Raw genomic sequence first — 19143 nt, 5'->3', positions numbered from 1 at the left:
TCTACTTATGCCGCTTCGTTGCTTAGATCTTTTAGGATGTCACCCAGAATCTCATCTTTGGATTTCTGGGGCTGCAAACCCGCCATGGCCGCTGCAGTTTGACCTGCGTTTTTATCGGCCGTCGACGAAATGCTCAGCAGAGTTTCCTTCTGCTCGCGCATAAAGTCTGTCAGGGTTGCGCGGACGTTTTCCAGCACCGCGGCAATCTGGTTTTCCTCGATATCTTTAGTGATCGAGTTGGCCTCGGATGCAATCAGACGTGTGTAGTCCGCAGCGTAGGCTTCAAAGCCTTTGCGCCTTTGCCACCATCGCCGCCACCAGGTGCTTTGCAGATCCAGAGCAATGGTCCGACCGATGCCAAGAGGCGGCGGGACGCGGGGCACAATGGGTGCTTCAATGCTGAACTCGCCCAGATGGTTGCCCAATATCTTTTGGTACAACGCCTCGACATCTGCCGCAGCGGTTCCATACAACGCTCCAGCATCCTTACGCATTGCTCGAGCAAAGCTGAAATAAGCTGCCTTTTGCAGTGTGCGTAACCCAGCCGGGTCGTATTGCCATGTACCTTGTTCGCCGTTCTTCTCAAGATGGGCGATCAAAGAATCCGTTGCCCGTTTGACAAAGTTGGCTTCGGCTGCGCTTAGACGTTCCAACACCTTGTCACGCAGGGCATTTGTCAGCTCGGCCGCTTTCTTTTCATATTCCGCTGCCACGGTGTTGATTGCATCTTCAGGCGATACACCTTCCAAATCCCTCGAAATGCCTTCACCGTCGGACAAGTTCTTTGCAACTGCTGTGGCACGGATTTGGCTGGCGATGTTGCGCGCCCGATGACGCACACGATCCATCAGCCGCGCTCCGGCCCCTTCAGCAATGCGCTCATTGATGGCCAAAAGCAGATCGGGCAGGCCGGACAAGGCCCAAATCTTATCCAGTGAAGGTGCCTGATCCCCGAACCCAGCGGCCAGGTAGAACGTGTTCAGTGCCTCACGCGACTCTTCGGTCAGAATGTCCGGGTTTCCGGTCAAGGCTGCTTCGGCCCACAAAGCACTGCCAAACACGACGCTGGTATTGGTGTCGATGTTGTTCTGCTTCAGCGTATCCTGAATGCGGTCGCGGATTTCAGGCACTTGATTGACTGGATCTGAAAGTTCATCGATGCGGTTGACGAACAGGACAATCTGGCGGTTCTCAAACTGCGCAATAATGCGCATCAAAGCCATGTCCATGGTGGTTAGCGCCTGACTTGCGGCCAGAACGACGACACAAACCTCAGACCCTCGCAGACTGCGCAGAGTGATTTGTTCGCGCACCATGAATGTGTCGTTCACACCGGGTGTGTCGCAGAGCTTGAGCGCGATCGGATATTGCGGGATGTCCATGTACAGCTCAGCTGACTTCGTGACATCAGCAAACCGTCCGGTTTTTGGATCGATATCCGGATCGTCTTCGTCGCCCAAGCAAACATAGCGTTGGATCAATTCCTCGTCGAAATGATCATACTGATGGCTCTGACCAAGAATCAGGTCGAAATGCTTGCCCAAACGCTCTTCGGATTTGGCTTTCATGTCACCGATCTGGCGGCGGATGTCGTCCATCTCGTCATCCGCACCCGCTCGGTTCGCCAATTCGCCCAAACGACCGCCGCCGACCATCAGGTTGTCCCATTCTTCCTGCTCAAAGAATGTGAACTTGGCTTTGGTGTCGCCTGGCGGACGCGTGTTGATGTTCAAGGTCGTGACAACCGACGTCCACGGGTTGACGTCTGAGGGTAACAGGGCAGGGCGCCCGGCCAGAATATTAACAATCGACGACTTGCCTGCCTTGACCTGGCCCACCATCGTGATGCTGGCGGTGAAATTTTCCATTCGCGTCTTGAGGGTGGCCAGCCGCGCCGAGGAGCGCGCATCTGCCACCTCAGTCAATTGATCGATCTGCGCCGTCAGCGACGACATAGCAGAGGTCATCGGAGCCAATGCCTCGTTGCCGACAGACAAAAGGTGATCGTTGCGCGCCATGCTTAACCTCCGGTTCCCGTAGCAGCAATCTGGGGTTCGTGCGACACGCGCCCCGAAGGTAGGCCTGTCAATGTGTCAATACGTGCGATCAAATCCAGGGCGTTGCCCAGAATCTCGGCTTCGGCACGTGGGGTAATTGTTTCGTAGGCTTTGGAATCCGCCAGCACTTCGATAGAGCTGAAGCGATCACCGTTCTCAAGTCGCGCCACGCGGCGTCCTGTCGGGAAACCCTGAGATTTCGCCGCCGGCAAAGGCATCCGGGCGTTTGCCAGCAGATAATGCTCACCCGAATGGGTGCGCAACGAAATACCAAAGCCCGTATTTGGATAGTCCCGGTTCAGAGTTTTGAGTTCGCCAAGAAAACTCTCGCGAGCGAAAAAGACAGCGTCTTGCTCGGCGGCAACGGAGGAATTCAGATCGGTCACAGCAGAAAACCTTGTACTGGAGTTGAGCAGAAAACTCGTACCGGTGCCAAATTGGCGAAAAAGACTCATTAACTCCTTGCAACCAAGAAGAACCTTCAAGGCGGTCTTAATTTGACGCGAATAAGATTTTTTGGCGGTTGAAATGTGGCGGCAACATGGCAGGGCCAACCTAAGAATGCCTCAACCTTTGCGAGTATAGTGCTTTCAACCAGTTGGTGCAGTCGCTTCTGCCGACCATTTTGCAGGGTTGGCTTGTCGACTGTGAACTCCCGTTCAGTAATTAATTGAAAATACTAATTTATTGGATGAGCATGTGGCCGATCGCTCGATTTTTACGATGCCAGATACGCTAGTCATGGGTGTGTTTTATCCTACTTCGACATCCGAAAACTACAACGTACTTGCGGAAGACTGAACGTCTTCTCAACGTAAGCGCGTTCGCCTTGCGAATTGATTGGAGTGCCTCATTCACCGCAAACTTGTGGAAGCTTTGCTTTGAAAAATGCCGATGTCTGGTCGAGTCAACCGCACGCGATCAACCTTCATCAAGGTATATGTCTTCCGAACCAACGACACGTTTCACGCAGGCCAGAACCGATAATCCCTATCAGTTCCATTCAAGTGAACAAACTTGCTGTTTCGTAAATTTTACCTCTCGCACTCGGCATCAAGCTTTGTTAAGAGCGCAGCAGTACGGCGCTGAAGCGCATGGTTGCGGGTGTGGCGAAATTGGTAGACGCACCAGATTTAGGTTCTGGCGCCGCAAGGCGTGGGGGTTCAAGTCCCTCCACCCGCACCAAATTTAACATAATTATGATTATACCACGCATATACATTCAAGGGTGGGTTCACACCCAAAGTGCAATCTTTCTATTAAAACAGCATGTTGCACGGAAGATGATAAGACAGGCACCGCGACCCTCGCCTGAGTTCAGAATAAAACTGTAGAACGGAAGGCTCACCACACCCAAGAGTTTTAGATTCGCGAGAGGATACTGCTTACACGCTTGCAACCCGTTTCCTCTGTGCATCCCGAACTAGGGCCGCAAGGCGATAGAACCCATGTGCCATCTTGGTAAAAGGCATAAGCAGAAAAAACGTCAGCACCGATCCGAGATGAACCGCCAGAAGTGCCGGCATCATCTGGGTTGACCCCATTGCGTACAGGACAAGCCCACTCAGACCGACAAAACCCAGCAACAGGATAAAGCCGATATCGCCTCCCCATGCCGAAGGATCACCAAGATCGCGGTCTGACTTTTGTTTGAGAAGCGCCATAGCACCGCAACCTATTGTCAGCAGAACGCCACCAGTGACCCCAAATAGTTTAGGTAAGGACCAAAAGCCGTATGGCGCGTGCATTCCGAAACCATAGCGCATAACCGTCGCTACTGAAGTCGAGGCGAAGCACAGCAGAAATCCGTACATGATCGTGTGATGCACGTGACGACGAGCTTGGCTAAACCGGTCTTCGTCCTCAAAGTTGCAGCCTTCTCCGTGCCCAGCAGCCAGATCCTGCATTTTGCCGGTACGTTTTAAGGCAACTTTTAGGTCTGCCCACTTTATCGGTTTACCCCAACCGTACGCCAATAGCGATTCAGACCGACGACGACACCTATAAGAGGCAGTAGGAACGCCGGCGCAAAGATTGCGACCATCGCATTGTGTGACAATACGGCGTAGAACCCCTGCCCCCCGTCAGACCTGATCGCGCGAATAGCCAAGAACATGAAAGCAAACCCTATCACCAGTGCCAAAGCTATGGCCCCTCCTTGGGTGTGAAACCGCTGGGCCAGAGGTTGCGGCCAAGCGAAGCTTTCCCAGCTGTCCCGACGCACCTCTGCCAGAGCCTTGGGCAGGTTCAGGTCGAACTCGTGCGGCGCCGTATACTGACAGGCATAATAACAGCCCCGACAGTTATGGCACAGGTTGGCCAGTTGCGTGATATCGCCATCCGAGAATGCGCGTTGAGCGTGAAGCGATGGAAAGACCGAGCAGTAGCCTTCGCAATACCGGCAGGCGTTGCAAACCTCGGCCTGACGGCGGGCTTCTTGTATCAGATCAATTTGCATAAGCAGCGGCCTCACGTCCTGCGATACGTCCAAAGACGGTTCCGATGGTCATGCCAAACCCAGCCAGGTACCCCTGCCCCAAAATCGATCCGGCCATGGTCTCGCCTACTGCCCAGAGGTTTTTGATCTTGCCGTCCGGTGTCGAACACTGGGCCGTATCGTCAACCTTCAGCCCAAGATATGTGAAGGTCACACCGGTGCGCAGCGAGTAGCCATAAAAAGGCGGTTCGGTAATCGGGCGCGCCCAGTTGGTTTTAGGTGGTTTCAATCCCGAGGTCGCCACGCCATCCAATTCGGTTGGATGAAAGCCACTGGTGTCGCCACAGGCCGCGTTGAACGCGGCGACCGTTTCTGACAGCTTGTCTGCCGGAAGACCCATCATACCGGCCAGTTCTTCCAATGTATCCGCCTTCAGAGGCGGGAAAACCGACGGCATGAACAGGTTCAGCTATTTTGCATCAATGATGACGTAACCAACCTGATCCGGCTGCGCCGCCACCAATCGGCCCCAGATTGCATAGCGCTTGGGCCATACGTCTTCGCCCTCGTCATAAAACCGCTCGGCTTTCTTGTTCACGACGATGGAAAAAGGCACACAGTCCAGCCGCGTGACAATGCCCCCATCGAATTTCGGCGCACGCCCGTCAATGGCCACGGCGTAGCACTGCGTAGGATCGCCGACGTTCTCGACGCCTTGATCCAGAAGGTCAGCCAGAACTACGCCCCGGTTATACGGAGTGCCACGGATCAGAAAATTTTTCGCGGGCTCCCCCCATGCGCGGGTTAGCCAATCCGTGTCAGCCTGAAACCCGCCCGAGGCGACTATGACTGCTTTCGGTGCGATGCGGTGAGACTGGCCTTCGCAGGTGTAATCCACCCATTCGATCCGATCACCATTCAGCTCCAAATGCGTCACAGCGGCCTCATACAGCACATCGACGCCCAGACCCGCCGCTGTCCTGTAGTACGCGTTCACCAGAGACTTTCCTCCGCCCATAAAGAATGCGTTTGTTCGCGCCAATGAAAGTGTCCCGGACAGAGACGGTTGAAAGCGAACCCCGCGCTGTTCCATCCATGGCAGACATTCCTCGGACGTGCGTATGGCCAAGCGGGCAAGATGCTCATCTGTTTTCCAGTCGGTGACCTTCATCAGGTCGGACAGGTATTCATTCTCGGTGTACGCATCGACCAAAGGGCCTAACGGCCCCGCATGCATACACCGAAAGTTCCGGGTATGGCGCGAGTTCCCTCCGCGATAGGGTTTTGGAGCGGTCTCAAGGATCAATACGCGGGCACCCGCCTCGGCGGCCGTCATCGCGGCACACAAGGCGGCGTTTCCACCGCCAATGACAGCAATATCGTAAGCTTTCTTTTGGGTAGCCATATTCTGACTGCCTATTGAATTTCATCGGTTGTGCGGTCGCGTTCCTGTAACGCACGGATTCGCATCCGTTGCGCGGCCTGAATGTGTGCGCGCATTTCCGTTTCAGCCGCCGCGCCATCGCGGGCCTTCAGAGCGGCCATGATAAGCCGATGCTCCGCCACTGCCGCGTCGGCCCGGTCGCTGTCCAACAATTGCGAAGGGCCAAGGATCAGCAAAGCCTTTTGCAGTGACAGCATGGATTTGGCCAGAAACCGGTTTTTGGCGGCATCCAGAAGCGTGGCATGGAAAACCCTGTTGATCTGACCCGCGTCAGGACCTGTGCCCGCCTCGGCAAGCCGGTCATTCAATATGCCTAATTCATCCAGTTCGATGTCCGACGCCGCGCGGGCCGCCAGCCGGGCGGTAGTACCCTCCAGCACTGCGCGCATTTCGTAAAGCTCCATGACTTCGGCGTAGTCCAGACTGCGCACTGTCGCGCCCTGCCGCGGAACATGTATGACCAGCCCGTCAGCCTCCAATTGCCGGATCGCCTCGCGCACCGGGGTGCGGCTGACACCAAGCCGTTCAGACAATTCAATCTCGCGCAGTCGATCGCCGGGCAAAAGAGTGCCCCCGCGAATCTCGTCCAGCAGGCGCTGGTACGCAGAATTGCCTTGTGGACCAGGCTGGAAGGAGGCGTCTTGAATCGTCATCACAGGTTCACTTGCTTACTTGCGTCCATTTGAATACATTTGGATACACACCGAGTCAACGACGCCGGAACCTCCATTGTGCCCACCCTCTTGAATTCACCCTCTTTGATGACCAAACGGGCACTGACGTTCGGCCTGGCGGTTCTGGGCACCAGTGTATTTTGGGCATTGAACTTGCCGCTGCCCTTCTTGTTTGGCCCGATGAGCGCTTGTCTGATTGCTGCTCTGGCTCATGCCCCCATGGAAGGGTTTGGGCAGGTCTCGGTTGCAGCGCGTACCATACTAGGCGTTGCGGTCGGGGCATCGATTACACCTGACTTGTTTGTGCAACTGCCCAAAATGGCCTCTTCGATTCTGTTGGTTCCATTCTTCATCCTGTTAATCGCGATGGTCGGTGTGCCGTTTTTCCGCAAAGTCTGGGGTTTTGACCCAAAAACCGCGTTTTACGCGGCAATGCCGGGTGGGCTTCAAGACATGATCATTTTCGGCACTGAAGCAGGGGCCAACCCGCGCACTTTGTCGCTGATACATGGAACGCGCGTTTTGATCATCGTCACCCTAGCCCCAATATTCCTGACAGTTTTCTACGACGCGGACTTAACCAATCCCATAGGCCAGCCTGCTCGGGACCTCCCAATACACGAATTGGCACTTATGGTGGTGGCCGCTGTTATCGGTTGGAAGGGCGGCGAGCGCATCGGCCTGTTCGGGGCATCGATCTTGGGGCCAATGATCCTGACGGCAGCGCTGTCCCTTGGAGACTTTATCCACACCAGGCCGCCGCGTGAAGCCATTTTAGCTGCGCAATTTTTCATTGGCTGTGCGATCGGTGTAAAATTTGTGGGGGTAACATGGACCGAACTTCGCCGTGTCGTGGCGGCGGGTTTCACGTATGTCATCGTGCTTGCCGTCCTTGCAGCAGTGTTCACCGCCTTAGTCACAACTTTAGGTCTTGGGCACCCTGTCGAAGCGTTTCTGGCATTCGCCCCCGGCGGGCAGGCCGAGATGACGGTTCTGGCTATTGTATCGGGCGCCGATCTGGGCTTTGTGATCACTCACCATCTGACAAGGATCGTTTTGGTCATCATCGGCGCACCAATCGCCGCCAATCTCATTTTGAAAGGGACACAGAACCGAGATTGATCGCGCGGAACAGCTTTGACCCGGGATTTGCGAGATAGGAGTCAATTCGTTCTGGACTCAAATCCCATCGCAGTGCTGGTCTACCTGGCGTAAATTTGAACCCATGGCTAAATGACGCTGTTCTTAACGTGTTGTTTGCGGTTTCTTGCTCAAAAAAACATGTGCAAACTTGGCAAGGCTGAACTATTTTTTTAATGCGGCGATGCTTCCTGGAATGATTAGGATCAAAAACAGTGAAATCTGAACACCGCCTATCTGCGCCTCAGCGCCACGAACTGCGCAATGTGCGGAACCAAGGCATCGCTTTTTTAGCGCTGGCGTTCCTGTTCAGCATCTTCGTTAATTTGCTGATGCTAACGGGTCCCCTGTTCATGTTGCAGGTATATGACCGGGTTTTGGGCTCGCGCGCGGTCGAGACTTTGACCGCTCTGTTTTTGCTCGTCGCCATGCTTTACGCGCTTATGGCGATGCTCGACTTTGCTCGTGGCCGTATCGTTGCGCGGTTTGGCGCACGGTTCCAATCCCAACTGGACGAGCGTGTATTCGAAGCCACTATGCGCCGGTCGCTTGTTCCTCAGGTGCGCTCTGCCCCTGCAACCGCTTTGCGCGATCTGGAATCCATTCGAAACCTATGCTCGTCCCCGGTTCTTCTGGCAGTCATGGACCTTCCGTGGACGCCGGTCTTTTTAGGCGCGATTTTCCTGTTTCACCCACTGCTTGGATGGCTGGCCGTGGGCAGCGGTGTGGTGCTTGTTGTAATCGCGCTGCTCAATCAGGCGATGACCAGCCGAAAAGTGGCCGAGGCCCAGTCTGCAACTGCGCGGGCCAACGCTTTTTCTGAACATGCCAGGCAAGCAGCCGAGGTTGTGCGTTCGCAAGGAATGCAAGCAGACGTCACTAAGCGATGGTTGAGCCAGCGTTCAGATGCCCTGCGTCAGTCAATTGCTGCCAGCGATTGGACTGGAAGTTTTACGTCTCTTACCAAATCACTACGGCTGTTTCTTCAATCAGCAATGCTGGCCTTGGGCGCATGGTTGGTGCTACAAAACGAAATGACTCCCGGCGCGATGATTGCGGGATCGATCCTGCTTGGCCGCGCCCTGGCGCCTGTCGAACAAGCTGTAGGCCAGTGGAATGTTGTGGAACGCGCCCGAACGGCTTGGGTCTCATTGAACAGGTTTCTGGATCATACTCCGCCAGAAGAAAAGCGCATTCGTCTTCCCGTGCCGAAGGCGCAACTCGAAGCAAAATCCCTGACGGTGATACCTCCGGGGGCTTCAACTCCGACATTACGAAACGTAAACCTGAAGCTGGAACCCGGCAAAGCCTTGGGCGTCATCGGGAAAAGCGGATCAGGAAAGACAACACTGGCAAAGGCATTGCTGGGGCTTTGGCGACCTGCCGCCGGTGAAATCAGGTTGGGCGGTGCAACACTGGATCAATACGACCCAAACGATCTGGGCAGCCATATCGGTTACTTGCCGCAGCAGGTGACCCTGTTTAACGGAACGGTTGCTGAAAACATTGCCAGAATGTCCGAAAATCCGGATTCCGAGGCGGTTGTAGCAGCAGCCAAGAAAGCCAACGCGCATGAGTTGATTCTGTCTCTGGAAAAAGGTTATGGCACCTTTCTGGAAGGCAATGACAGCCAATTGTCCGGAGGTCAGAAACAGCGGATCGCTCTGGCCAGAGCGCTATATGGAAATCCCGTCCTTCTGATTTTGGATGAGCCGAACTCGGCACTGGACGCAGATGGAACCGATGCATTGAACACGGCGGTCCGCGGCCTGAAAGCCGCAGGCAAGTCAACAATCATCATGACGCACAGACCTCAGGCCATTTCAGAATGCGATGATCTGGCCGTTGTTGAAAAGGGCCAGGTAGTAAAGTTCGGCAGCCGAGATGAAGTCCTGAACGCGATGGTGCAGAACGCAGGTGCAATCAAGCGTAAGCTCAGCCCTGTAGGTGAATGATGGCGAAGAAACCAACGAAAAAACCAGAACAGGTCTGGAGCATGAAAATTCCTGCGCTGGTCGGGTTTCTTGCGCTGTTCCTATTGGTGGGCGGATTAGGCTATTGGGCGGTCAAGACGCGCCTGGCCGGTGCTATTGTGTCCTCGGGGGTGATCGAAGTGCAAAGCAATCGGCAGGTCGTCGAACACCCTGACGGCGGCGTGGTCGGAGAAATTTTCGTACGCGACGGGGATGTGGTGTCTTCAGGCGACATGCTGCTGCGTCTGGACGATACCTTCCTTTCGTCCGAACAAACTATTGTCGAGGCGCAACTGTTCGAACTTTTGGTCCGGCGCGCCAGGTTAGAGGCAGAGCGGGATGGCCTGACACCTGCGGAACTGACAACCCAGCTCACCGATGTTCAGAAAGAATACGGCATTGGCGCCGACCTGATTGCCGGGCAGCAGAACCTTTTCGAGGCCAGACTGGAAACGCTGTCCCGTCAGGATGAACAACTGCGCAAACAAGTTGTTCAAATCGAAAGCGAAATCGAAGGCACGCAGGCCCAACTGGTCTCTTTGCGGCGCCAGGTCGAATTGATCGAAGATGAACTGGAAGATCAGCAAAGCCTGTTGAATCGCGGACTGACACAAACCAGCCGTGTACTTGCGCTCCAACGGGAAGAAGCCAGCCTGAACGGTGAGATTGGCCGCCTGGAGGCCGCTGTCGCACGACTTCGAGGGCAGATCGCCTCGACCGAAATACAGATTGTCGAACTGACCGCAACCCGGCGGGAAGAGGCGATCACCACCTTGCGGGATGTCCAGGCACAAGTTGCCGAGCTGTCTGAACGCAGGCTGTCCTTGTCCGAGCGCCTGACCCGTCTGGACATTCGCGCCCCAGTTACCGGAAGAGTGTACGGAAGTCAGGTGTTTGCGTTGCAGTCAGTCGTGCAGCCGGGTGAACCGATGATGTATATTGTGCCTCAGGACACACCTTTGTTGGTGGCAGCCCGTGTGGATGCAATCCATGTGGATCAGTTGCATGTTGGTCAGCCAGTGGCTTTGCGGTTCCCCGCATTTAACCAGCGAGAAACACCTGAACTGGACGGACAAGTATACAACGTCTCTGCTGATACGTTCACCGACGAACAATCAGGGTTTACGTTCTATCGCGCCGAAGTTGAGTTGAATAACGGGCAGATTGACCGGTTGAACGGGCAAGAGCTTTTGCCCGGCATGCCGGTAGAAGCGCTGATTAAAACCGACGAGCGTACACCGCTGTCTTATCTGGTCAAACCAATGGCAGACTATTTCAATCGCGCCTTCCGCGAATAAGACAGGCGTCGCTAATTCTGGATCACTGCGCTTTCCCATTCCGCCAAAAATCTGCGGCGCTTCAACCTGTCCAAAAAAGTAAGCAGAGCGGGGTCCAAGCCAATCGTTTCACGCTCGGTCTCTGTGTCATACGGTGCCAGAGGCGGCAGTGAAAAAGCGCCACGGCCTCTGTCTGACTGGCTTTCCACGAGGTGCCGAACAAAAGACGAAGCCGCCTCGACCTCAGGCGTGCCTTTTAGGATCAACGCAGTTCGCATCATGGTGGTTTGGAAATCTGACGGTCGGATGATTTCCAGAACATCCTTGCTGCCCGCCCGTGCTGAGGCGTAACTGCCGAGTACGTTGTACGCTACAGCAATCTCTCCGCTGACAAGATCGTCAATCATATCAGCCGAACAACAATACAAGCGAACATCCAGCCCGCCCATAACCTCCATCAGGCGCCAATAGGTCTCGGACGCGCGCGCATCCTGAGTTGCAAACAAATAACCCAGACCGGATTGCCGGATATCATAGGTCCCTACCCTTCCCAGAAAATCGTCGGGATGCGCACGAAGTATTTCGATAAGCTGTTGGCGAGTTTCCGGAATGGGACCACCTGCAAAAGCCGCGCTATTTATCACAATCGTTGCCGGTTCGAACGTAAAGGCAAACAGACTTTGATGCCATTGCGCCCAAGCCGGTAGTTGGATGTTGTTAATCGCCTGCCCATATCCGTCATTTGCCAGTTTCAGTTGCAGGTCCATTGCACTGGAAATGACGATATCAAAATCGTCAGGGGCCGCGCGGACGACACGGTCGATATCTGCCGTGCCCGTCACCATGTAATCAACCGAGACGCCTGGGTTTTCCTTGAGAAACGCAGCGATTAGCGGCTCGAAAAGAAAAGTGTCGGTGCTAGAAATCACACGCAGCGGTGTATGGCCGGCCTCTGCATTGAAAACCTGCCTGTCTTCCCAGACTTGCGCCAACCCAACCACAGGAAAGATAGCCAGAATCAGAGCGATAATGTAACGCACGCGCCGCCCCCTTGCCGATTTGCCAATTCCAGCTCACCGCCGTGGGCTGTTGCAACATCCTGCACGATGGTCAGACCCAAGCCGGAGCCGATGGTTCCGCTTGCGTTTTTGCCGCGTTCGAACCGGCGCGTCAGCGTGTCAGTTTCGTTGGGCGGAAAACCGGGCCCGCGGTCTTTGACACGGATCTGAGCCGTGGGTGCCGACGTCACTTCAATGCGAACAGAACTGTCAGGCGGTGCATATTTCAAAGCATTGTCGATCATGTTTCGCACCGCATTCTGAATGAGGATTGGATCCCCCGAATAATGAACCGTAGGGTCGCCATCCAGAGACAGCGAAAGGTCTTTCATTTCAGCAATGGGTGTCAAACGCTGAACCAAATCCCGGATCAATGTGACCAGATCGATCTCTTCCCGTTCAAGGTGATCCGCGCGGAACGTAATCATCGCGTGATCCAACAACTGTCCTGCCGCCCGCGAGCTTTCGTCAATGGCGCGCACCATCGAACGCAATGCTTCACGGTTTTCTTCCTTTTCTACCCTTTGCAACGTCGCATCGGCATAGGACCTGACTGTTGCCAATGGGGTTCGTACGCGGTGCGCCGCCTCGGCAATAAAGTCTTCGGATTGGCTCAGGGACTGATCGAGGCGCCCCATCAATGAGTTAAGCGAAGCCACCAATGGTGCCATTTCACGGGGCACGGGTTTCCTGAATGGGCTCAGATCCTGCGGACCTCGTCGGGTGACAGAGGTTGTCAGCCGGTTCAACTGCCCAATGGTCGACGATGTCGCCCAAAAGGACAAAGCGGCGGCAAGGCCAAAGAACCCTATCCCCAAGATTGCCGCATTGCGTGAGATTTGATCCAGGGTTTCCGCCAGCGCATCCTGTGTTTGCCCCAACACAATTTCTATGACGGTTTGTTTGTCCAACCCCACCAAAGATCGGCTGGCACTGACCTGACGGATGGTCTCGCCTCGAACCTGGCTTGATTCAAAGCGCCACCGGCCGTCATACTGCTCTGAGGACGGTAAAAGGTCTTCGTATCCAGACAGAAATTCTCCGTCTTGATAAATCGCATAAAAGACCCGGTCGTCGGACGGGGTACTCAGCATTGCGAAGGCGGCGTATGGAATATCAACCTCAAGCTCACCTTCGCGCAGGGCTACTGCATCAAGTATGGAGGTCACGGAGGCGCTCAGAATATTATCCTGTCCCTGTTGTGCAACCTGCGCGGCATAGTTTCGGACCGCGACAAAAAGCAGAAACGCAAGAAGTGCAGCACCCCCGATGAGTGTCAAAACCAATCGGTTCCGCAGCGACCCTGATACATTCGGGTCAAGAGGCATGGTCCAGCCTGTATCCCAGACCACGAAGTGTTGTGATCTTCAATTCAGACGGTTCCAAATGCTTGCGCAAGCGACCCACATAGACCTCAATCGCGTTGTCCGAGACAGTGTCGTCATAAGAAAACAACCGATCCGTAAGTTTTTGCTTGGAAAACACCTGTCCGGGCGCGTTGATGAACAACTCCAGCAAGCGCAGTTCGCGGTTTCGCAGGGAAACGGTCTGTTCCCCGACAGTCAGGTGGCCAGCCAGTGGATCGAATACGATTCCGCCCACTTCGATCCGTGTCTTCGCGTTCCCGGATTTGCGACGCAGAACGGCACGACAACGGGCCTCGAGCTCGGCATGATCGAAGGGTTTGGTAACATAATCGTCTGCCCCCAGATCCAGCGAACCGATTCGATCCGACACCTGACTGCGGGCCGTCAGCACAATGACGGGCGTGTCCCGATTGCCTGCGCGATGCTGTTTTAAGAAGTCGCGTCCATCCCCGTCAGGCAGCATGATGTCCAGCAGGATCAGGTCATAATCCTGGGTTTCTACAAAACCCGTCGCATCATCCAAATTTGCCGCATGATCAACAACATGTCCGTCCAACCTCATCCGTGAACAGATCGCGTTGGCAAGGTCTGGGTTGTCTTCAACAAGCAAGAATTTCATGAGGCCTTGGTACTATTTTCAGGCGTGACAGGTTGATGTCAGGTTGATGTGTTTTTGTTCCAACCAATCTGAGCCGCGACGCGGCCGGTTGTCAAATGGGAGGACATCATGACGACATTCACACTGGGCCGCCGCGCCCTGATCGCAGCTGTGGCCGCAATTGGCCTGACAGGGCCGGCTCTAGCTGATGGCCATCAGGTTGTGGACAGCATCCACTTTCTGATCCCTGGGGGCGCTGGTGGCGGCTGGGACGGTACCGCACGTGGCACCGGCGAGGCGCTGACTAATGCAGGTTTGGTGGGTACGGCATCTTACGAAAACATGTCGGGTGGCGGCGGCGGCAAAGCCATCGGCTATCTGATTGAGAACGCCGACAGCAACCATGGAACGCTGATGGTGAACTCAACACCGATCGTGATCCGTTCACTGACCGGCGTGTTCCCGCATAACTTCCGCGACCTGACTCTGGTCTCGGGCACCATCGGTGACTATGCCGCAATCGTTGTGGGCAAAGACAGCCCCATCAACTCGATGGATGACCTTCTTGCCGCCTTTGACGCCGATCCGGGCGGAACAGCGATCGGTGGCGGTTCGGTTCCCGGCGGTATGGACCATCTGGTGGCCGCGATGGTGATGGAAGCCGCAGGCAAGGATGCACTCGGGGTGAAATACATCCCGTATGACGCGGGCGGCAAAGCCATGGCAGCCCTGCTGTCGGGTGAGATCGCAGCGCTGTCCACCGGTTTCTCAGAAGCAGTTGATCTGGCGAACGCAGGCGAAGTCAAAATCATCGGCGTGACGTCGGAAGAGCGCGTTGATGCCGCTCCGGATGCGATGACCATGAAGGAACAAGGCATCGACACCACCTTTGTGAACTGGCGTGGCTTCTTTGCAGCCCCCGGACTGCCCGAAGATAAGCTGGCCGCCTATCAGGCCGCGATTGCCAAGATGTATGACACCCCGGAATGGGAAGAAGTTCGCGCACGTAACGGTTGGGTGAATATCCACAACTCGGGCGACGACTTCCAGTCGTTCCTGGAGCAGCAAGAACAGCAGATCGGCGATCTGATGAAAAAGCTGGGCTTCCTCTGATACCACAATTGGCAGAGCGGGCCGCCGCTCTGCCATTCCCAAAGACAAAAAAGGGAGGCGGCCTTATGGCGCTGGACCGCTGGATCGCGCTCATTCTTCTGGGTGTGTGTTTAACATATGGCTACGCTGCCTGGTTCACGATGGATAGCAGCCTGCCCCCTTTCATGCAGAGAAACCCCATCTGGCCCAGCACCTTCCCAAAAGTGCTGTCGGTTCTGGGTATCATCACCACCACGATCATTCTGCTGGGTTTTGAAAAGGCCGAGCCCAAAGAGGCTGATATCGACTACAGAAGGTTGGGTGAGTACCACCTTGATCAAGCGCTCATGCTCCTTGCTCTGATGGTGATCTACGCGCTTTGCCTGCGCCCTGTTGGGTTTCTGATCTCGACCTCGGCTTTCCTGATCCTAGGATCATTCATTCTGGGCGAACGTAAGTGGCACATCATGCTTCCTGTCGCTTTCATCGCGACAGGTGCCGTCTGGTATCTGGTGCAGGAAGTTCTTGGCATCTACATGCGCCCCCTGCCGGGCATTTTCGGAGGCTGACATGCTTGAAGGACTTCTGATCGGCCTGCAAACGGCATTCTCAATTCAGAACCTGCTGATGGTCATCGCAGGATGTCTGATCGGTACATTCATCGGCATGCTTCCGGGCCTAGGCCCGATGTCGATTATCGCGATCATGATCCCGGTTGCGATTTCCATGGGTGACCCTTCAGCCGCGCTGATCCTGTTGGCCGGTGTCTACTATGGCGCCATCTTCGGCGGCTCAACTTCCTCGATCCTGCTCAACGCGCCGGGGGTCGCGGGTACGGTGGCCTCCAGCTTTGACGGCTATCCAATGGCCCGAAAGGGCAAAGCGGGCAAAGCCCTGACCATCGCGGCCATCGCAAGTTTCGCGGGCGGCACTTTGGGCGCGGTCCTTTTGATGGTCTTCGCCCCTGCCCTGTCATCCGTGGCCTTGCTGTTCCACTCGGCAGAGTATTTTGCCCTGATGGTGGTTGGTTTGTCAGCCATTGCAGCCTTTGCAGGTACAGGTCAGGTGGCGAAAGCTGTCATCATGACGGTTTTGGGCCTGATCATGGCCACTGTCGGCGAAGGTGCGTTGTTCAACCTACCGCGTTTCACCATGGGCATTATGGATTTGCAATCAGGCTTTGGCTTCATCACGCTTGCTATGGCCATGTTCGCTTTGCCCGAAGCACTTTTCCTAGTCTTAAAACCAAAGGACCTGAAAGGCGACGATGGTGAAATCAAGGACCTGCGGATCACCAAGGCCGAAGCCAAAGCCATCGCGCCAGTGGTCGGTCGTCAATCGGTTCAAGGGTTCTTCATCGGCGTTCTGCCCGGCGCAGGCGCAACCATTGCCAGCTTTCTGGGCTATGCGGTCGAGCGCAACATCGCGCCGAAAGAGGAGCAGGAAGAATTCGGCAAAGGGTCAATCAAGGGGCTGGCCGCACCCGAAACAGCGAACAACGCCGCGTGTACCGGTTCATTCGTGCCCCTACTGACGCTGGGTATTCCCGGATCGGGAACAACGGCGATCCTGCTTGGCGCTTTGATCGCCTTGAACGTCACGCCCGGCCCGCGTCTGATGCTGGATGAGCCGCAGATTTTCTGGGCCGTGATCATGTCGATGTTCATCGGCAACCTCGTTCTGCTGGTGCTGAACCTGCCGCTGATCCCTTACATCGCCAAGGTTCTCTCGGTTCCGCGCAACTATCTGATCCCTTTCATTTTGTTCTTCACGCTGATGGGGGCCTATATCGGCCAGAACAATGCGACTGAGCTTTTGATACTTGTTGGTTTCGGTGTCTGCGCTACAGCGTTGAAATTCGCTGATTACCCGCTGGCTCCATTGCTGATCGGTTTCATCCTTGGTGGGATGATGGAGGACAATTTCGCGCGCTCGATGCAGCTCTATGATGGCATCGCCTTTATCTGGGAACGCCCGATGACTCTGGGTTTGCTGGTCATCGCAGCACTGCTTGTGCTTCTGCCCAGCTATCGCGCACGCCGTGCACGGGCGCGGGCGGCTGGGGTTGCTGAAGGTGACTGAACCGCTAGCAGGAATACGGGTTCTCGATCTGACAAATGTCCTTGCGGGTCCGTATTGCTGCTATCAACTGGCGCTGATGGGTGCCGAAGTGATCAAGGTCGAACGTCCGGGCGGCGGCGATCTTGCCCGCGTTCTGGGCGCTGATCCTGACAGAAACAAGGCGGGGATGGGGATCAGTTTTCTGGCGCAAAACGCCGATAAGAAATCGGTAACGCTCGACATGAAATCGTCAAAAGGCAAGGCGTTGCTGAAACGGCTTGTAAAAACTGGTGATGTGCTGGTCGAAAACTTCCGGCCCGGTGTGATGGATCGGCTTGGTCTAGGCTACGACGTCTTGCGTAAGGTCAATCCAAACCTGATCTACTGCGCCATCAGCGGGTTCGGTCAGGACGGCCCGCGACGGGACGATCCGGCCTATGATCAGATCGTTCAGGGCATCAGTGGCGTGATGTCCATCACCGGGGCACCGGACACTGCACCCTACCGCGTTGGCTACCCTTTGGCAGATACGGTCGGCGGGATGACGGCCGCCTTTGCCGTGTCTGCGGCGTTGAACGCGAAACCGCGTGGAACCTTTCTGGATGTTGCGATGTCCGAAGCCGTTGTTTCCACAATGGGTTGGGTCGTGTCGAATTTTTTGGTCGGCGGCGTCACACCCGCAGCGCATGGAAATGAAAACACAACGTCTGCCCCATCGGGGACGTTTGCGACGCTCGACAGCCCAATAAACATCGCTGCAAACCGAGATGAACAGTGGCAGGCCCTTACAAGACATCTGGGGCGGGACGATCTGCTAAACAACCCCGGCTACGCAACCCGCGAAGACCGCAAACAAAACCGTCACGCCTTGCGCGATGCGCTGGAACAAACTCTGCGGACCAGAGCCGCAACCGACTGGGTTCGAGAACTTAATGCCATCGGCGTACCAACCGGGCAGGTTCTGACCGTGCCCGAAGCTCTTGCCGACGAACAGCTTTCTGGTCGCGGCCTGATCGGGTCTGTGCGGGTTCAACGCGAAGATATGAAGCTTGCGGGAAGTCCCGTTGTCATGGACGGCGCGCGGCGCATGCCACAAAACGCACCACCTGAACTTGGAGCTGACAACAATGCGATCTGGTCTGAAATCGGATTGTCCGACGCAGAAATTGATGCGTTGAACAAGGAGGGGGTCATATGAGCGATGTTTCCGATTGGTGGACGACATCCATCATCGACATGGAGCCCGGCCGGATCGATATGCGCGGTGAGCCGATCCAGGACCTGATCGGAAATGTCAGTTTCTCGGAGATGATCTTGTTCATGGTGCGCGGGGATCGTCCCTCGGACGCGCAGGCCCGATTGTTCGAAGCAGCTTTGGTCGCGGCAGTAGACCATGGGCCTCAGGCACCATCGATTGCAACTGCACGCATGGCAGTGACTTGTGGCTTACCTCTCAACAACGCGATGGCAAGCGCCGTAAATATGTTGGGCGACATTCACGGCGGGGCTGGTGAGCAAGCCGTAGCGCTCTACCATTTCGTTGCAGAACATACCGGTGGCTTGGAACAGGCTTTGGACGACTGGATTGAAAGCGAAGGAAAGATACTGCCTGGTTTTGGCCACAGGTTTCACACCCCAACGGATCCGCGCGCGCCGCGTTTGATGACTATGGTATCAGACGCGGTACACGACCAAGCGTGTGATGGACGGTTCATGCAGATTGGCCAAGCGATCGAGGTAGAATTGGCTCGGCGCAAAGGCAAGCCCGTTCCGATGAACATAGATGGCGCAACCGCGGTTATCTACGCCGAACTTGGTTTTGCTCCCCCGCTTGCGCGCGGTCTGTTCTGCCTATCCCGATCCGTCGGTATATTGGCCCATGCATGGGAACAGATGCAGCAAGGAGGCAGGAACAAGGGACCGACACCACCCGCCTATCGCTGGACCTATAAGCCGAAATGAACC

At 55.6% G+C, this 19143-nt stretch carries 16 protein-coding genes, 1 tRNA gene and 1 pseudogene; 9 read left to right on the top strand and 9 right to left on the bottom strand.

What is annotated here, in order from left to right; all coding sequences use genetic code 11:
- Nucleotides 1-5: 5 nt before the first annotated feature.
- Nucleotides 6-2018 (bottom strand): dynamin family protein, encoded by a 2013-nt coding sequence (locus GOV91_RS08260; RefSeq protein ID WP_171235135.1) that lies wholly within the window; start codon nucleotides 2016-2018, stop codon nucleotides 6-8.
- A gap of 2 nt (nucleotides 2019-2020) precedes the next feature.
- The gene (locus GOV91_RS08255) at nucleotides 2021-2443 is read right to left on the bottom strand and encodes a hypothetical protein (protein ID WP_171235134.1); all 423 of its coding nucleotides are present in this window, start codon (nucleotides 2441-2443) and stop codon (nucleotides 2021-2023) included.
- Nucleotides 2444-3157: 714 nt separating this feature from the next.
- Here GOV91_RS08255 and GOV91_RS08250 point away from each other — a divergent pair.
- Nucleotides 3158-3242: transfer RNA gene (locus GOV91_RS08250), tRNA-Leu, on the top strand.
- Between the two features lie 200 nt (nucleotides 3243-3442).
- On the opposite strand, the gene GOV91_RS22665 is transcribed toward GOV91_RS08250, so the two are convergent.
- From GOV91_RS22665 to GOV91_RS08235, 4 genes and pseudogenes are all read right to left on the bottom strand, one after another.
- Complete coding sequence (locus GOV91_RS22665; protein ID WP_254440621.1) at nucleotides 3443-3964, bottom strand: hypothetical protein; 522 nt, start codon at nucleotides 3962-3964, stop codon at nucleotides 3443-3445.
- Nucleotides 3965-4005: 41 nt separating this feature from the next.
- Nucleotides 4006-4515: a hypothetical protein gene (locus tag GOV91_RS22660; protein WP_254440620.1), complete on the bottom strand. Its 510-nt coding sequence runs from the start codon at nucleotides 4513-4515 to the stop codon at nucleotides 4006-4008.
- A pseudogene (tcuA, locus tag GOV91_RS08240) lies at nucleotides 4505-5899 on the bottom strand (FAD-dependent tricarballylate dehydrogenase TcuA). Before tcuA ends, GOV91_RS22660 begins: the two are co-directional and overlap by 11 nt.
- Before the next feature lie 11 nt (nucleotides 5900-5910).
- Complete coding sequence (locus GOV91_RS08235) at nucleotides 5911-6591, bottom strand: GntR family transcriptional regulator (RefSeq protein WP_171235133.1); 681 nt, start codon at nucleotides 6589-6591, stop codon at nucleotides 5911-5913.
- 108 nt (nucleotides 6592-6699) lie between these two features.
- On the opposite strand from GOV91_RS08235, the gene GOV91_RS08230 reads away from it, so the two are divergent.
- The 3 genes from GOV91_RS08230 to GOV91_RS08220 all read left to right on the top strand — a co-directional run bounded on the left by GOV91_RS08230 (nucleotide 6700) and on the right by GOV91_RS08220 (nucleotide 11023).
- Nucleotides 6700-7734, top strand: coding sequence for an AbrB family transcriptional regulator (locus tag GOV91_RS08230; RefSeq protein WP_171235218.1), 1035 nt, complete (start codon nucleotides 6700-6702; stop codon nucleotides 7732-7734).
- Nucleotides 7735-7967: 233 nt separating this feature from the next.
- Nucleotides 7968-9707: a type I secretion system permease/ATPase gene (locus GOV91_RS08225; RefSeq protein WP_171235132.1), complete on the top strand. Its 1740-nt coding sequence runs from the start codon at nucleotides 7968-7970 to the stop codon at nucleotides 9705-9707.
- 41 nt (nucleotides 9708-9748) lie between these two features.
- Entirely contained in the window at nucleotides 9749-11023 is a 1275-nt protein-coding gene (locus GOV91_RS08220) for an HlyD family type I secretion periplasmic adaptor subunit (RefSeq protein WP_254440619.1), read from the top strand.
- A gap of 11 nt (nucleotides 11024-11034) precedes the next feature.
- Here the strand turns inward: GOV91_RS08220 and GOV91_RS08215 are convergent, their stop codons facing one another.
- From GOV91_RS08215 to GOV91_RS08205, 3 genes are read right to left on the bottom strand one after another with little or no spacing between them, the layout of a single operon-like run.
- Nucleotides 11035-12042 (bottom strand): ABC transporter substrate-binding protein, encoded by a 1008-nt coding sequence (locus GOV91_RS08215; protein WP_171235130.1) that lies wholly within the window; start codon nucleotides 12040-12042, stop codon nucleotides 11035-11037.
- Nucleotides 12021-13388, bottom strand: a complete 1368-nt coding sequence (locus tag GOV91_RS08210) for a sensor histidine kinase (protein ID WP_171235129.1) — start codon at nucleotides 13386-13388, stop codon at nucleotides 12021-12023. Before GOV91_RS08210 ends, GOV91_RS08215 begins: the two co-directional genes overlap by 22 nt.
- Nucleotides 13378-14046, bottom strand: coding sequence for a response regulator transcription factor (locus GOV91_RS08205; RefSeq protein ID WP_171235128.1), 669 nt, complete (start codon nucleotides 14044-14046; stop codon nucleotides 13378-13380). Before GOV91_RS08205 ends, GOV91_RS08210 begins: the two co-directional genes overlap by 11 nt.
- A 108-nt stretch (nucleotides 14047-14154) precedes the next feature.
- Here GOV91_RS08205 and GOV91_RS08200 point away from each other — a divergent pair, with 108 nt between their 5' ends.
- The 5 genes from GOV91_RS08200 to GOV91_RS08180 all read left to right on the top strand — a co-directional run bounded on the left by GOV91_RS08200 (nucleotide 14155) and on the right by GOV91_RS08180 (nucleotide 19140).
- Entirely contained in the window at nucleotides 14155-15138 is a 984-nt protein-coding gene (locus GOV91_RS08200; protein WP_171177060.1) for a tripartite tricarboxylate transporter substrate binding protein, read from the top strand.
- Nucleotides 15139-15203: 65 nt separating this feature from the next.
- Nucleotides 15204-15686, top strand: coding sequence for a tripartite tricarboxylate transporter TctB family protein (locus tag GOV91_RS08195; protein ID WP_171185536.1), 483 nt, complete (start codon nucleotides 15204-15206; stop codon nucleotides 15684-15686).
- A 1-nt stretch (nucleotide 15687) separates the two neighbouring features.
- Nucleotides 15688-17199: a tripartite tricarboxylate transporter permease gene (locus GOV91_RS08190; protein ID WP_171235127.1), complete on the top strand. Its 1512-nt coding sequence runs from the start codon at nucleotides 15688-15690 to the stop codon at nucleotides 17197-17199.
- A complete protein-coding gene (locus GOV91_RS08185) occupies nucleotides 17192-18376 on the top strand; it encodes a CoA transferase (RefSeq protein WP_171235126.1) in 1185 nt (394 codons plus the stop codon). Before GOV91_RS08190 ends, GOV91_RS08185 begins: the two co-directional genes overlap by 8 nt.
- Nucleotides 18373-19140: a citryl-CoA lyase gene (locus GOV91_RS08180; RefSeq protein WP_171235125.1), complete on the top strand. Its 768-nt coding sequence runs from the start codon at nucleotides 18373-18375 to the stop codon at nucleotides 19138-19140. Before GOV91_RS08185 ends, GOV91_RS08180 begins: the two co-directional genes overlap by 4 nt.
- Nucleotides 19141-19143: the final 3 nt, after the last annotated feature.

This window comes from Ruegeria sp. HKCCA6837 (assembly GCF_013034475.1).
Lineage (GTDB): Bacteria > Pseudomonadota > Alphaproteobacteria > Rhodobacterales > Rhodobacteraceae > Ruegeria.
This window is presented reverse-complemented; position numbering and strand designations above follow the sequence as displayed.

Bases quoted from the DNA above. Each gene is read 5' to 3' on its own strand.
- GOV91_RS08260 (WP_171235135.1), bottom strand. From the start codon at position 2,018: ATGGCGCGCAACGATCACCTTTTGTCTGTCGGCAACGAGGCATTGGCT.
- GOV91_RS22665 (WP_254440621.1), bottom strand. From the start codon at position 3,964: ATGCAGGATCTGGCTGCTGGGCACGGAGAAGGCTGCAACTTTGAGGAC.
- GOV91_RS22660 (WP_254440620.1), bottom strand. From the start codon at position 4,515: ATGCAAATTGATCTGATACAAGAAGCCCGCCGTCAGGCCGAGGTTTGC.
- GOV91_RS08235 (WP_171235133.1), bottom strand. From the start codon at position 6,591: ATGACGATTCAAGACGCCTCCTTCCAGCCTGGTCCACAAGGCAATTCT.
- GOV91_RS08230 (WP_171235218.1), top strand. From the start codon at position 6,700: ATGACCAAACGGGCACTGACGTTCGGCCTGGCGGTTCTGGGCACCAGT.
- GOV91_RS08220 (WP_254440619.1), top strand. From the start codon at position 9,749: ATGAAAATTCCTGCGCTGGTCGGGTTTCTTGCGCTGTTCCTATTGGTG.
- GOV91_RS08210 (WP_171235129.1), bottom strand. From the start codon at position 13,388: ATGCCTCTTGACCCGAATGTATCAGGGTCGCTGCGGAACCGATTGGTT.
- GOV91_RS08205 (WP_171235128.1), bottom strand. From the start codon at position 14,046: ATGAAATTCTTGCTTGTTGAAGACAACCCAGACCTTGCCAACGCGATC.
- GOV91_RS08200 (WP_171177060.1), top strand. From the start codon at position 14,155: ATGACGACATTCACACTGGGCCGCCGCGCCCTGATCGCAGCTGTGGCC.
- GOV91_RS08195 (WP_171185536.1), top strand. From the start codon at position 15,204: ATGGCGCTGGACCGCTGGATCGCGCTCATTCTTCTGGGTGTGTGTTTA.
- GOV91_RS08190 (WP_171235127.1), top strand. From the start codon at position 15,688: ATGCTTGAAGGACTTCTGATCGGCCTGCAAACGGCATTCTCAATTCAG.
- GOV91_RS08180 (WP_171235125.1), top strand. From the start codon at position 18,373: ATGAGCGATGTTTCCGATTGGTGGACGACATCCATCATCGACATGGAG.